This window comes from Streptomyces sp. UF-297 (assembly GCF_058245575.1).
The window spans coordinates 30,369-44,044 of sequence record NZ_JBSIBZ010000081.1 but is presented as its reverse complement, the minus strand read 5'-3'; the positions used below and the strand labels follow the sequence as shown (position 1 = coordinate 44,044).

The 13,676-nt window shown below is 72.6% G+C and carries 9 protein-coding genes; 6 read left to right on the top strand and 3 right to left on the bottom strand.

The annotated features are described in order from the left end of the window. Positions 1-109 precede the first annotated feature (109 nt). Positions 110-865, bottom strand: a complete 756-nt coding sequence (locus tag AC4IJH_RS33950) for an alpha/beta fold hydrolase (RefSeq protein ID WP_490855796.1) — start codon at positions 863-865, stop codon at positions 110-112. Positions 866-1,137: 272 nt separating this feature from the next. On the opposite strand from AC4IJH_RS33950, the gene AC4IJH_RS33945 reads away from it, so the two are divergent. Next, positions 1,138-2,280: a DNA glycosylase AlkZ-like family protein gene (locus tag AC4IJH_RS33945; RefSeq protein WP_490855795.1), complete on the top strand. Its 1,143-nt coding sequence runs from the start codon at positions 1,138-1,140 to the stop codon at positions 2,278-2,280. Positions 2,281-2,304: 24 nt separating this feature from the next. Here AC4IJH_RS33945 and AC4IJH_RS33940 read toward each other — a convergent pair whose 3' ends face one another. Next, entirely contained in the window at positions 2,305-2,715 is a 411-nt protein-coding gene (locus AC4IJH_RS33940; RefSeq protein ID WP_490855794.1) for a cupin domain-containing protein, read from the bottom strand. Positions 2,716-2,798: 83 nt separating this feature from the next. Between AC4IJH_RS33940 and AC4IJH_RS33935 the strand changes: the two genes are divergently transcribed. From AC4IJH_RS33935 to AC4IJH_RS33920, 4 genes are all read left to right on the top strand, one after another. Then, the gene (locus AC4IJH_RS33935) at positions 2,799-4,466 is read left to right on the top strand and encodes a bifunctional 3'-5' exonuclease/DNA polymerase (RefSeq protein WP_490855793.1); all 1,668 of its coding nucleotides are present in this window, start codon (positions 2,799-2,801) and stop codon (positions 4,464-4,466) included. 355 nt (positions 4,467-4,821) lie between these two features. Further along, the gene (locus tag AC4IJH_RS33930; protein ID WP_490855792.1) at positions 4,822-5,664 is read left to right on the top strand and encodes a DeoR/GlpR family DNA-binding transcription regulator; all 843 of its coding nucleotides are present in this window, start codon (positions 4,822-4,824) and stop codon (positions 5,662-5,664) included. Beyond that, positions 5,661-6,098 carry a RidA family protein gene (locus tag AC4IJH_RS33925; protein ID WP_490855791.1) on the top strand — a complete coding sequence of 146 codons (438 nt, stop codon included), beginning with the start codon at positions 5,661-5,663 and terminating at the stop codon, positions 6,096-6,098. Before AC4IJH_RS33930 ends, AC4IJH_RS33925 begins: the two co-directional genes overlap by 4 nt. Before the next feature lie 245 nt (positions 6,099-6,343). Beyond that, positions 6,344-7,561, top strand: a complete 1,218-nt coding sequence (locus AC4IJH_RS33920; RefSeq protein ID WP_490855790.1) for an IS701 family transposase — start codon at positions 6,344-6,346, stop codon at positions 7,559-7,561. 867 nt (positions 7,562-8,428) lie between these two features. Here AC4IJH_RS33920 and AC4IJH_RS33915 read toward each other — a convergent pair. Then, a complete protein-coding gene (locus AC4IJH_RS33915) occupies positions 8,429-10,354 on the bottom strand; it encodes a helix-turn-helix domain-containing protein (protein WP_490855789.1) in 1,926 nt (641 codons plus the stop codon). A 667-nt stretch (positions 10,355-11,021) separates the two neighbouring features. Here AC4IJH_RS33915 and pabB point away from each other — a divergent pair. After that, a complete protein-coding gene (gene pabB, locus AC4IJH_RS33910; protein WP_490855788.1) occupies positions 11,022-13,142 on the top strand; it encodes an aminodeoxychorismate synthase component I in 2,121 nt (706 codons plus the stop codon). Positions 13,143-13,676 lie beyond the last annotated feature (534 nt).

The following is a 13,676-nucleotide window of genomic DNA, read 5'->3' as shown; positions in this document are numbered from 1 at the left end:
GGACCCCACCCCGCACCCCCGCCCCCTCCCGTTGTGGGTGGGAAAAGACGGGTGGGTGGGGGGTGTTGTGGGTGGGAAAAGACAGGTGGGTGGGGGGTGTTGTGGGTGGTCAGGTGCGCAGGAAGTTCTCCATGGTGGTGGTCAGGGCTACGGGGGTTTCCTGGGGTGGGTAGTGGCCGGTGCCGGGGAGGGTGACGACCTCGGCGCGGGTGTACTGGGTCTGCCAGGTGGAGCGCATGAGGTCGGCGGTGATGGCGACGTCGTACTCGCCCACCAGGACCAGGACGGGGGTCTCGTTGCCCTTCACCGCGTCGGCGAGGTCCAGCGTCTGCCAGCTGGCCAGGTAGCCGGCGAAGGCCTCCTTGCGGGAGATGCCCAGGGAGTGGCGGACCATCCGGTCCAGCCAGGCCGGGCTCGCGCGGTTGCCGGTGACCAGGTCGACGATCACGCGGCGCTTTCCCGCGTCGTCGGGGGCGCCGTAGAAGAGCGCGCGGGCCTCGTCGTCCATGGGGAACGGGCCGGGCGGTACGGGAGCGATGCCGACCAGGCGCTCCACCTTGTCCGGGGCGCGCAGCAGTACCTGCTGGATGGCCTTGCCGCCCATGGAGTGGCCGACCAGGCTGAAGCGCTCCCAGCCGAGTTCGCCGGCCAGGGTGAGGACGTCGTCGGCTATTTCGGGGATGTCGTAACGGCCGGGAACGTCCTTGCGGTCGCCGTAGCCGCGGTAGTCGAGCAGGGCGTAGGTGAAGGCCTCGCGGTCGAGGTAGTCCAGCACCGAGCCCCAGTTGGCGGTGGTGCCGAACCAGTCGTGCAGGACGATCACTCGGCGGGGGCCTGATCCGATGGTGCGGTGAGCGGTGGGCATGCGGGGTCCTTGTCGTCAGGAATGTCGCGCTGCCGCACCGGAACGGGACGGTGGGGCCGGGCGGCTGCCGTGCTGGCGCATTTTCCCGTCACGGGGGCCGTGGGCCAGGAGGGGCGAACCGGCCAACGTCGGGTGGCGGGTGGGGTGTTGCCGGGGCAGGTCCCGGGCGCGGGGGCGGGCTCAGCTGTGGGCATGCGTGCCGCTTCCCCCTCCCGGACATGTCCCGGGCGCGCGGGCGGGGTGTTGTCAGTGGCGTGGTGTGCAATGGGGGGATGGGGACGGTAGCGGGTGATGTGGTGCGGGTGTCGCACGAGCAGGTGATGGCCTGGCGGCTGCGGCAGCAGGGGCTTGCGCCGAGGGGGAGCGAGCGGGTGCAGGGGGTGGTCGGGCGGCTGGCGGGTGTGCAGGCGCAGGTCGCCTCGTCGGCGGCGCTGGCGGTGGCCACGCGGCAGAAGAAGCCGGAGCCGGGGGCCGTGGCGGCGGCCCTGGAGGCGCGTTCGGTGGTCAGGACCTGGGCCATGCGGGGGACCCTGCATCTGCTGACCGCCCAGGACATGGGGGCGTATCTCTCGCTGCTGGGCGCGGCGCGGACCTGGGAGAAGGCCGCGTGGCAGAAGGCCTTCGGAGTGAGTCCGGCGCAGATGGAGGCGCTGGGCGAGGCCGTCGACGCGATCCTGGACGGGCAGGTGCTGACCCGGCAGGAGCTGACGGACGCGGTGCTGGCGCAGGACGGGCTGGGCGGGCTCGGCGAGCAGCTGCGCTCCGGCTGGAGCACCGTGCTCAAGCCGCTGGCCTGGACCGGACGGCTGTGCCAGGGGCCGGCGCGAGGCGCCAACGTCACCTTCACGGCGCCGCGGTCGTGGGTCACGGGCTGGGCCGGGCTGCCGGAGCCGGAACAGGCGGCCCAGGTGGTGATCCCCGCGTATCTGCGGGCCCACGGCCCCGCGACACCGGCCGCGTTCGACGCCTGGCTGCTGCGCGGCGCCACCCGCAAGGCCGTACTGAGACAGTGGTTCGCGGCGCTGGGCGAGCAGCTGGTCGAGGTGGAAGTGGACGGCGTGGGCGGGGCGTACGCGCTGCGCTCGGACGCCGAGGCGCTGGCGCGCATCCGGCCCTGCGAGGAGCTGCGCCTGCTGGCCGGGTTCGACCAGTACGTCCTGGGCCCCGGCACCTCCGACACCCGGCTGATCGCCCCCGCGCGCCGCAAGGCCGTGAGCCGGGCGGCGGGGTGGATCTCGCCGGTGGTGGTGCACGGCGGCCGGGTCGTGGGCGTCTGGGAGTTCGGCGACGGCGTGGTGGAGGTGACCCGCTTCGAGGAGGAACGCGAACTGCCGCCCGCCGCCCTGGAGTCGGAGGTCGCCCACCTGGGCGCGAGCACGGGCAGGGAGTGGGGCCTGACGCTGCGTACGGCATGAGGCCCGCAGGCCCCGCCGCGGGTGTCAGACCCAGGTGTGGCCCGTGGTCGTGTCGACGTGGGTGGGGACGGTGGGGGTGGGGCGGGTGCCGGTGGTGAGGGTGCCGGTGGGTTCGAGCATGAGGATGGCGGCGCCGGGCGAGGAGGGTTTGTGGAGGGTGCCGCGCGGGACGACGAAGGTGTCGCCGGGGTGGAGGCGGACGGTGGATTCGGTGCCGTCGGGAGTGCGCAGGGCGATGTCGAAGCGGCCGTCCAGGACGAGGAAGAACTCGTCCGTGTCGTCGTGGGCGTGCCAGACGTGGTCGCCCTTGGTGTGGGCGATCCGGACGTCGTAGTCGTTCACCCGGGCGATGATGCGGGGGCTGTAGACGTCGGTGAAGGAGGCCAGCGCCTCGGCCACGTTCACGGGCGCGGGCTGCGTGGGGTGGGTGTCCATGGGGGCAGTGTCGGGGGCGGCGGGCGCCGTGTCTTGAACGCGTGTGCGGCCCGTTGTCAGACCTCGGTGGCAGACTCACGAGCATGAGATGGGCAGTGGTGGAGACGGGCGACGGGGGTGCCCGTCTCTGCCCGCTGGACGACGCGGGGCGGCCCGCGGGGCCGGTGGTCCAGGAGCCGAGCCTGGCGGCGGCGGTGCGCTCCCGGCCGCAGGTCGGGCGGTGGGTGTGGCGGTCCACCGCGGAGATCTACCGCCCGCTGCTGGCGGCCGGCGTGCGGGTCGAGCGCTGTTACGACGTGGAGGCCGCCGAGGCGCTGCTGATCGGCCATGAGGAGGGGCAGTCGGGGCAGCCCCGGTCGCTGGCCGCCGCCTGGGCGCGGCTGCGCGGGCTGCCGGTGCCCGAGGACCCGCCGGTGCGTACGGCCGAGACCCAGGCCTCGCTGTTCGAGCCGGGGCCCGTACCGCTGCCGCCGGGGACGGACGAGATGGCGGCGCTGCTGGAGGTGTACGCGGCCCAGGTGGCCCGTACGGACAAGACCGAGCACCCGGAGCGGATGCGGCTGCTGCTGGCCTCGGAGTCGGCGGGGATGCTGGTCGCGGCCGAGATGGGGCGGGCGGGTATCCCCTGGCGGGCCGATCTGCACCGGGAGCTGCTGGACGGGCTGCTGGGCGGGCGCTATCCGGGCGGGCTGGAGCCCCGGCGGATGGCGGAGCTGGCCGAGGAGGTGTCCCGGGCCTTCGGGGAGCGGGTGCGCCCCGACCTGCCCGCGGAGATCGTCAAGGCCTTTGCGCGGCAGGGGATTTCGCTGACCTCGACGCGCAAGTGGGAGCTGCAGGAGATCGACCACCCGGCCGTCGCGCCGCTGCTGGAGTACAAGACGCTCTACCGGCTGCACACCGCCCACGGCTGGGCCTGGCTCCAGCAGTGGGTGCGCGAGGGGCGGTTCCGGCCCGCGTACCTGCCCGGCGGGACGGTGTCCGGGCGCTGGACCACCAACGGCGGCGGCGCGCTGCAGATTCCCAAGGTGATCCGGCGGGCGGTGGTCGCCGATCCGGGGTGGCGGCTGGTGGTCGCCGACGCCGACCAGATGGAGCCGCGGGTGCTGGCCGCGATCTCCCGTGACCGCGGGCTGATGGACGTGGCGGGCAGCGGCCGGGACCTGTACGCCGACCTGGCGGCGCGGGCCTTCGGCGGCGACCGCGACCGGGCCAAGATGGCGCTGCTCGGGGCGATCTACGGCCAGACCTCCGGCGACGGGCTCAAGCACCTGGCCGATCTGCGGCGCCGTTATCCGGCGGCGGTGGCGTATGTGGACGAGGCGGCGCGGGCGGGCGAGGAGGGCCGCCTGGTGCGCACGTGGCTGGGGCGCACCTGCCCGCCCGCTTCGGTGGCGCCACCGGAGGAGGCGGGCCTGCCGCAGGAGGAGGCGCCCGCGTACGCCAGCACGGCGGGCACCCGGGCGCGCGGCCGCTTCACCCGTAACTTCGTCGTGCAGGGCAGCGCCGCCGACTGGGCGCTGTTGCTGCTGGCCGCGCTGCGCGGGGCGCTGGCGGAGGCCGGGATGCGTGCCGAGCTGGTCTTCTTCCAGCACGACGAGGTGATCGTGCACTGCCCGCAGGAGGAGGCGGCGGCGGTCGCCGAGGCGGTGGCGGCCGCCGCCGCGCTGGCGGGGCGGATCGCGTTCGGGGCGACGCCGGTGCGGTTCCCGTTCACCACGGCGGTGGTGGAGTGCTACGCCGACGCCAAGTGACGGGTGCGCGCCGGGGCGGCGGGTCCGGGGCGCACGGCGTCTGACGCCTGGCGGGGCGCATCCGCGCTCCGCGCGGGAACGGAGTCGTGAGAGCGCGGGCTGGCGGGGCCGGGCGCGCCCACGCGGCGGAGCCGCATGCCGACACGGCCCCGCGCCCCTTACGGGGCCCGTACCGGGGCGTACGTGCGGCTTCGGCGCGTACGCGGCGCACGGCGCCCTGGACGGCCGGGGAATCCTGGCGGAGAGTGGCCACGGCCTAAACTCGCCCGCGTAAGGACGCGTAAGGACGCGCAGGAGCCGTGGTGAGGCCCGCCGGCAGCCGTGCGGCGGTGTGGCATGGGAGAAGGGATCGGCGTTGGCCGAGAGCGAAGGGGCGCCGGACGGGGACGGTCAGCAGTCCCCGGCACCCGCTGCCAAGCTGAACCCCAAGGACCGGCGCAAGCGGATCGCGGAGAGGGTGCTGGCCGAGGGCCAGGTCACCATCGAGGAGCTGGTCCAGGAGCTGGGCGTCAGCCAGATGACGGTCCACCGGGACCTGGACACGCTGGAGCACCAGGGCTGGCTGCGCAAGGTGCGCGGCGGCGCGACCGCCGCGCCCAGCGCCCTGTTCGAGTCCAACGCGCGCTATCGCGGCAATGAGCAGGTGGCCGCGAAAGAGGCGATCTGCGCGGCCGCGCTGGAGCTGGCCGAGCCCGGCCAGGCGGTGATCATCGACGACTCCAGTACGGGCCTGCCGCTGGCCCGCTCGCTGGCCTCGCGCGGCGCGTACACCGTCATCACCAACTCCCTCCAGGTCATCAACGACCTCGCCGAGGAGCCGGACATCCGGATGATCGCGCTGGGCGGGGAGTACCACGCCGCCTTCAACTCCTTCCTGGGCATCTCCACCGCCGACAGCGCCCGCAGCCTGCGCGCCGATATCGCCTTCCTGTCCACCTCCGCGGTCGACAACGGCCACTGCTACCACCAGACGCAGGACAACGTCCTGGTCAAGCGGGCGCTGATGGCCGCAGCCCGGTTCAAGGTGCTGCTGGTGGACCACTCCAAGTTCGGCCGCCAGGCGCTGTACGAACTCGCGCCACTGACCGACTTCGATCTGGTCATCTCCGACCGGGAGCTTCCCGCGGCGGAGCAGGAAGCGCTTCAATCCCTTGGCGTGCGGTACGAGTTGGCGGCGGAGGGAACCCACCGGGCATGAGCAGCAGCGAGCAGCAGCGAAGCGGCGGGGAGCGGCGGCTGGAGCGGGTCAACCCCGAACAGCTCGCTCCGGCAACCGGTTTCAGCCATGCCGTACGGGTCCCGGCGCCCGGCACCCTGGTCTTCCTGGCCGGGCAGACCGCGCTGGACGGCTACGGCCGCATCGTGGGCAACGGCATCGTCGAGCAGTTCGAGCGGGCGCTGGACAATCTGCTGGCCGCCGCCGAGGCGGCCGGCGCCGCCCCCGGCGACCTCGCCAAACTCACCGTCTTCGCCGTCGACGTCGCCGACTACCGCCGCAACGCCCGGGCCATCGGGCAGGTGTGGAAGCGCCTGGTCGGCAGCGCGTATCCGGCGATGGCGGTGATCGGGGCGACCCGCCTGTGGGACGAGGCGGCGCTGGTGGAGATCGAGGGCATCGCCGTCGTTCCATAGGCCCGGCGCACCGCCGGTCCCCGGCTCGCATTTCCCGCTTTTCGGTACGAACCACCCGGTGCGGTGTTCCGGGCACACCCCCCTGGCCATGAATTCCGGCAATCACGGGCATGTCGGGGGTGGTTACGGTGGCCCGCCCACCACACCACCCCCGAGTCAGGTGTCCGGCACACCTGGGCCAACCCCCTGGCGCACCCGCACCTTGGTAGGGCAAAGGAAGCGGATCGCCTGACGGGATGGGGAACATGGGTGGAGCTGTCCTGCACGCAAGGGAAGCAATAGGAAATGTCCAGGACCGGCAGCTCGCTGACAACAGCGACGTCGTCCTTGCCGAACTGTGCGCGACTCTCTTCACATCGTTGCCGCGCAGCGACCAGCGCCGCAAGGGCATGGAGTACCTCCAGGGGCTCCTGGGCGCCGAGGGACGCAAGTCGGTCCGCAACATCGCGACGCTGATCGGCGGGCAGGCCACGGAACAGAGCCTGCACCACTTCGTCTCCAGCTCCGCCTGGGACTGGGTACCGGTCCGCCGGGCGCTGGCCCACTACCTGGCGCGGGCCAACCCGCCCCGGGCGTGGGTCGCGCAGACCATGGTCATCCCCAAGGCCGGGGAGAACTCGGTGGGCGTGGACCGGCACTTCTTCCCGTCCCTGGGCCAGGTCATGAACGCACAGCAGGCGATCGGCGTCTGGTCGGCGGCCGACGGCCGCAGCCACCCCGTCAACTGGCGCCTGCACCTGTCCCCGGCCTGGCTGGAGGACAGCGAGCGACGCCGGCGGGCCGCGATCCCCGACGCGGTGGCACCGGAGTCGCTGGGCGAGTGCGCGGTGGAGGCCTGCCTGAGCATGATGCACAAGTGGGGCCTGCCGATCCGCCCCGTGGTGCTGGACGCACGCGAGACCAACGCCATCACCACCGTGCGCAGGCTGCGGGCCGGCCGGGTGCCCTTCCTGGTACGCATCGGCTCCACCGTCCCGCTGACGGTGGCCGACCCGGCCCTGCCCAGCGGCGGCGCCGAGGTCCCGGCCCACCAGATCATGGAGGCCATCAGGGACATGCGGCGCCCGGTGGTCTGGCGCGCCCACGACCGGCAGCGCACCCCGCGCACCAGTCTGGCCGCCGCCGTACGGGTACGGATTCCCACGCACCGGGTGCGCAACGGGCGCCCGATGGCCCGCGGCGACCTGCTGCTGCTGGGATTCGGCGGGCACCGGCCGTGGCCGGGCGAGCTGTGGCTGAGCGACCTGGTCTCGGCGCCGCCCGCGGATCTGCTGCGGCTGTCCAAGCTGACGCAGCGGGTGGAGCACGACTTCCAGGAGATCTCCGACCAAGTGGGCATCCGGGACTACGCCGGGCGCTCCTTCGGCGGATGGCACCGGCACATCACGCTGGCCTCGGCCGCGCACGCCGTTGCCGCACTGACACAGGGCGCGGCGCAGCGGGCGCAGCGCACGGCCCGCTGAACGGGTCCTGTGCCCGAGCGCGCCGGGCGGGCCTTCGGCCCGGTGGCGCCAGGGCGCGCGAAGCGGGCGGTCCGTGCCGCGGTGTATCTCGCCGTCACGGCGGTGGGTCCAACCCGCCGCGACGGCGAGCAAACACGGCGGCACGGGCCGGCGGAAAGACGCAGGCGCAGGGAAGGGAGACGCACCAGGGCACAGGCACCGACAGGAGGAAAGGGTCAGTACGACAGGCCGGCTGCACGGACCGGCCGCGCTGCACAGCACGAGGGGCCGGCTGCACGGACCGGCCCCGTGGCACCACCGCACACCAGGCCGGCTGCACGGACCGGCCGCGCTGCATCGCTCCACCGGCCGGCCGCACGGACCGGCCGTAAGGGTCGACACGGCACACAACAGCACGACAGCACGACCGGAGGCTGGGCCTCGACCGCACGGGTCAGCGGGCGGGGCCGGTACAGCGGCCGGTGAGCAAGGGCCACGGGAGACCGTGGCGGCAGTACAGCGGAACAACACCACACCGAAACAGCCCCGACCGGCCGCACGGACCGGTCACCCGGCTCGACACACCACTGCACCGGCCGCACGGGCCGGTGGCGGCGGGCCGGAACCCGGAGAACCGGAACAGGGGCAGCGGCCGGAAGCACGGACCGGCCGCGGCGGTCAGCCCGGCTGACCGCGCATACGGGCCGACCGCGTGGGTCAACGGAGGGAACCGGCACGCGCGTTGGTCACACGGGTCAGCGGTACGGACCGGCCGTCGGGTCAACGGCACGGTCAGGACGCGATCCGACAGGGTCAGGACTGGGCGCGGGCGCTGCACAGTCCTGACCCGGCAGTTGGGCCCCGTCGGACCCCGGCACCGTCTGCGCGCTACCCCTCGTGGTCGCGGACGGCGTCGGCGGCCGACGGGGCCTCGCGCTCGCGCAGGGTGTGCCGCATCCGGAACAGGCGCAGCGCCAGCTGGATCTCCAGCGCCCGGTCGGCCTGCTGCCATTCCGGGCCCAGCAGTTCACTGATCCGCTCGATGCGCCGGGCGACGGTGTTGGGGTGGACATGCAGCTTCTTGGCGGCGTACGTGGGGCTGTTGCCCGCGCTGAAGTAGACCTCCAGCGTGCGGGTCAGCTCCGTCAGCCGCTGCCGGTCGTAGTCGATGACCGGGCCCACAGCGGAGGCGATGAAGCCTTCCACATCGTGATTGTCGGAGAGGAGGAGCCCGAGATAGCCCAGTTCACGAGCGGAGGCGGGGCGTCCGGCGACGCCGAGCGCGGTCATCGCGTCCAGGCAGCGCTTGGCCTCCATATAGGTCTGGTGCACCGCGGCCGGATCGGTCACCGGCCCGGCGGCGCTGACCGTCGGGGACTCCTTGAGCAGTGGCGTGAGCTTCTCGAAGGCGGCGCGGGCGGCCGCGCTGGCGTCCTCGCCGGGCAGCAGCAGCACCGCGCGCCCGTCGTGCATGCTCTTGAGCCCGCCCATCCGGGCGGCGTAGGAGGCGGCCCAGACCACTTCCTTGCCGCGGGTGTCCTCCTCGGGCCGGATGATGATCACGATGTGCGGCTGGTCGAGTTCGATGCCGAAGCGGCGGGCCCTGCGCTCGATGCGGGGGCTGGGCATGCCGGGGTTGGCCAGCAGGTCCTCCAGCAGTTCGTCGCGCGCCTGGTCCTCCACGACGCTGTCCCGGCTGTTTTGCAGCAGGAGTTGGAGGGCGACCGTACGGATCACCAGCCGCAGCATCCGCAGGTCGTACCCGCCCATCACGTCCGAGGGCTGCAGCAGCAGGGTGCCCAGCGCCTCCCTGCCGGCGAACAGCGGCGCCGCCCACAGGCCGTCGGCGACCTCCCTGGGCTCCCGGTTGGCGTGCGCGTCCATGGTGGCCGTGGTGATCAGCGACTCCGGGATCTCGGGCATCTCCCCGACGGTGACCAGCACCGAGCCGTCCGGCCCCAGGATGCGCAGCGGGCCGTTGACGGTGCGCCCGGCCTCCTCGGCGAACTCCTGGAGGTCGATGCCGCCCAGCATCTGCTCGACGAGTCCGATGTGCGTCTCCCGCAGCCCCTGGAGCTCGCGCATCTGTGCCTCGATCTCGGAGCTGTGCCGCTCCAGTTCGGAGGTCTCCGAGGCCACCCGGTCCAGCAGGGAGGCCCGGGAGATGGCCACCCCGACCAGCTCGGCCAGCGAGCTCATCAGGGCGGTCTCGTCCGGGGTGAAGTGCCGCACGCTGCGGCTGGCGACGTACAGGGCGCCCAGCGGGCGGTTGCCCTCGATGAGCGGCACGGCCATCACCGCGCGCTGCTTCTCGGCCTTGACGACCTCGTCGATGTTGTTGCTGTGCTGGATGCGGTCGTCGTTGAGGTAGTCCGGGCTCCAGGACGGCGAGGAACTGCTCATCGCGTCGATGCCCAGGCCCGCGCTGTCGGGGAGTTCCAGTCCGACGTTGAGGCGCGATATGTGGCCGTCGGAAGTGCGTATGCGGAATACGCCCTTCTCCTCGTCGCGCAGGGCGATGTAGGCCATGTCCGTACCCAGCAGAAGCCGGGTGCGGCGCGTGATCCCCCGCAGGAGTTCGTCCAGGTCGTACGGCGCGGCCAGTTCGCGGGCGATGTCGACCAGGGCGGACATGCCGGCCTCGCGCTGCTGCCCGCGCTGAAGGCGTGAATAGATGCGCAGAGCCAGCTGGAGGACATTCTCCAGCTGTTCCAACTCCGCGCCCTGGACCCCCGCTTGGCGCGCCTTCGAGACGACTGACTCGAACTGGTCCAACGGTGCCTCGTCGGCGAGCAATTCCAGCATCTCGATCATGCTCGCACCTAAGGCGTCCCTGTTCGGCGGCTTCATGACCCTCACTCCCCCGCTCCGGATCGCCGGCCGTCAGGCCGCCCGCACTGAAGTTACGAGGCTGCATCGCAGCCGTCAATCATTACCGGCTCTTGACCCGGTGCTTCTTTGCTCGTCAGGGCGGTCGGGCGGTGCCCGGGCCACCCCCCGAGGCCGACGGCTCTGTCATCAGATCACCTTTTGCTTTGCGCGTTCTTTAAGCAAGGCTAAGGCCATACCTCGGGAACGATGAGGGGAGTTGCCCCGTGGATGCCGCAGAAACCGCAAGCGCACGAGCACACGATTCCATACGGTCGTTTCACCGCGGCCACCAGGCACGGACGCGTGACGGCGAGCGGTCGGCATTCCGGGCACACGGCCGGCAATGGCACCAGGCACCCCCGGCCTTTGCACCCTCGCAGACGTCAACTACGGTGACCTCTCCCGCCCTTCGGCGGACTTGCGCCGCAGGCGGCCCGCTCCCGGCGTCCGGAACCGGCGCCCAGAACAGCGCGGGAATGGTTCTGCGCCACGCCAACAGCTGTTATTCGGCCGGTACTTACCGGAATGCGCCGCTCCGGCGTTGGCCCGCCCGAGCACGGCGTTCACACCGTACGTTCACAGCAAGCTCGTCACAGCCAAGGGGGACAGCGTGCGCATACTGCTGATCGACAATCATGACTCCTTCACCTACAACCTGTTCCACCACCTGGCCGAGGTGACCGGACAGGAACCGGAAGTCGTGCCCAACGACGATCCACGCTGGCACGCCCGCCACCTGTCGGCCTTCGACGGCGTGGTGCTCTCGCCGGGACCGGGGAACCCCGCCAGGGCCGAGGACTTCGGGATCTGCCGGGACGTGCTGCAGTACGGCTCGCTGCCCACCCTGGGGGTGTGCCTGGGCCACCAGGGCATCGCGCTGATGAGCGGTGCCAGGGTGGCGCGGGCACCTCAGCCGTACCACGGCCGAATCTCCGCCGTGACGCACTCGGGCAGCGGGATCTTCGCGGGGCTGCCCTCGCCGTTCAACGTGGTGCGCTACCACTCGCTGGCGGTGGACCGGCTGCCGGAGGAGATGGAGGCGACCGCCTGGACGCAGGACGGCATCCTGATGGGGCTGCGCCACCGCTACCGGCCGCTGTGGGGCGTGCAGTTCCACCCGGAGTCGATCGGCAGCGAGCACGGGCGGCAGATCCTGCGCAACTTCACCGAGCTGGCCGAGGACCACAACTGGCTCAGCGGCCGCGAGCCGGCCACCGCCCTGACCCTGCCGCCCGCCCCGGCCAAGGAGCCGGCGCCCGCGCAGCGCAGGCTGCGGGTCCTGGCGCGCACGCTGCCCACCCGCTGGGACGCCGAGGTCGCCTTCGACCGCCTCTTCCGCCAGGGCGACCACGCCTACTGGCTCGACAGCAGCCGTCCTCAGGACCCGCAGGGACGATTCTCCATCATGGGTGACGCCTCCGGCCCGCTGGCCCGGGTGGCGACCGCCGATGTGTGGTCCTCGACGGTGACCGTGCGCTCCGCGCAGTCCACCGAGATCGTCACCGGTGAGTTCCTGACCTGGCTGGACCGCGAGCAGCGCGCCACCCGCACCGAAGTGCCCGAGCTGCCCTGCGACTTCGCGCTCGGCTGGGTCGGCTACCTCGGCTACGGCCTGAAGGCCGAGTGCGGCGGCGAGCGCGGCCCGCGCCCCGAGGAGCCGGACGCCACCATGGTCTTCAGCGACCGCGCCCTGGTGCTCGACCACCGTACGGGCACCAGCTACCTTCTCGCCCTGGCGGAGGAGGGCGAGGAGGCCCCGGCGCTGCGCTGGCTGGACGCCGCGGACCACCACCTGGGCGCGATCGCCGGAGTGGCCCCGCAGTGGGCCGGGCGGCCGGACGCGCTCGGCGCACTGACGCTGCGTCACGACCGGGACGCCTACCTGAAGTTGATCGACGTCTGCCAGGAGGAGATCGCCGCCGGGGAGAGCTACGAGGTCTGCCTGACCAACATGGCCCAGGCGCAGGGCCGGCTCGACCCGTGGCAGGGCTACCAGTACCTGCGCCGCATCAGCCCGGCCCCCTTCGGCGCGCTGCTGCGCTTCGGCGGCCTGTCGGTGCTCAGCACCTCGCCCGAGCGGTTCCTGCGCATCGGGGCGAGCGGCCAGGCGGAGTCCAAGCCGATCAAGGGGACCCGGCCGCGCGGCGCCACCCCGCAGGAGGACGCGCAGCTCGTCGCCGACCTGCTCACCAACGAGAAGGACCGCGCCGAGAACCTCATGATCGTCGACCTGGTCCGCAATGACCTGGGCCGCTGCGCCGAGATCGGCACGGTCGACGCCTCGGAGATCTTCCGGGTGGAGAGCTACGCCAAGGCCCACCACCTGGTGAGCACCATCCGCGCCCAGTTGCGTCCCGAGAGCACCCCCGTGGACTGCGTACGGGCCTCCTTCCCGCCCGGGTCGATGACCGGCGCGCCCAAGGAGCGCACGATGCAGATCATCGACCGCCTGGAGAGCGGACCGCGCGGGGTCTACTCCGGGGCCATCGGCTACTTCTCGCTGACCGGCGCGGTGGATCTGAGCGTGGTCATCCGCACCGCGGTCGTCACCGAGCAGCAGGTCCGCTACGGGGTGGGCGGCGCCATCATCGCGCTGTCCGACTCCGACGCGGAGTTCGAGGAGACGGCCGTCAAGGCCGCCCCGATGGCCGCGCTGGCCGACGCGGAGTTCCCCGGACGCCGGCCCTCCGCGCTGGTCCAGGAGCACCAGGCGGTGCTGCACAAGTCCTGAGGCCGTATACGGCGCCGTCCGCTCCGGCGCCGTACGCACCGCAGGGCACCCCGCCTGCCCCTCACCACCTCTCCGGATGTCCGCTCCGGCGCCCCCGCGCCGGAGGCGCGGACACCGGATTCGCTGCTTTTACGGGCTGGTTCAGGCCGTTCGGGCTGGTTCAGGCCGTGCGGTCTCGTTCAGGTCGTGCGGGCCGGTTCAGGGGTGGTGCGGCGGGGACTGCGCCCTGCCGCCGTGATCGGTGCCGCGCCGCCCGGGGGTCAGCCGTACGGATCCGGGTCACCCGATGCCGCGGTGGTGCGCGACGCCGCGTCGGCGGCACCGCCCCTTTCGATGCCGTGCTCCTTGCGGCGACGCCGTGCTCGGCGTCGGGTCCTGCGGCGCGGCACCGGTCGGCCCCGCGTGAGGCGGACGGTGGGCCTGCGGCGCGGTGCCAGCCCGCACCACTCCGTAGGACACCGCCGCGATCGCCACCGGTCGGCCCGGTACGGCGCCTTCCCGTACCGCGGCGCCCGCCGGGAGTTCCGGTGGCGA

Coding starts and splice junctions, on each gene's coding strand:
- AC4IJH_RS33925 (WP_490855791.1), top strand. CDS start 5,661: ATGAGCAGCAGCGAGCAGCAGCGAAGCGGCGGGGAGCGGCGGCTGGAG.
- AC4IJH_RS33940 (WP_490855794.1), bottom strand. CDS start 2,715: ATGGACACCCACCCCACGCAGCCCGCGCCCGTGAACGTGGCCGAGGCG.
- AC4IJH_RS33935 (WP_490855793.1), top strand. CDS start 2,799: ATGAGATGGGCAGTGGTGGAGACGGGCGACGGGGGTGCCCGTCTCTGC.
- AC4IJH_RS33945 (WP_490855795.1), top strand. CDS start 1,138: ATGGGGACGGTAGCGGGTGATGTGGTGCGGGTGTCGCACGAGCAGGTG.
- AC4IJH_RS33950 (WP_490855796.1), bottom strand. CDS start 865: ATGCCCACCGCTCACCGCACCATCGGATCAGGCCCCCGCCGAGTGATC.
- AC4IJH_RS33915 (WP_490855789.1), bottom strand. CDS start 10,354: ATGATCGAGATGCTGGAATTGCTCGCCGACGAGGCACCGTTGGACCAG.
- AC4IJH_RS33920 (WP_490855790.1), top strand. CDS start 6,344: ATGGGTGGAGCTGTCCTGCACGCAAGGGAAGCAATAGGAAATGTCCAG.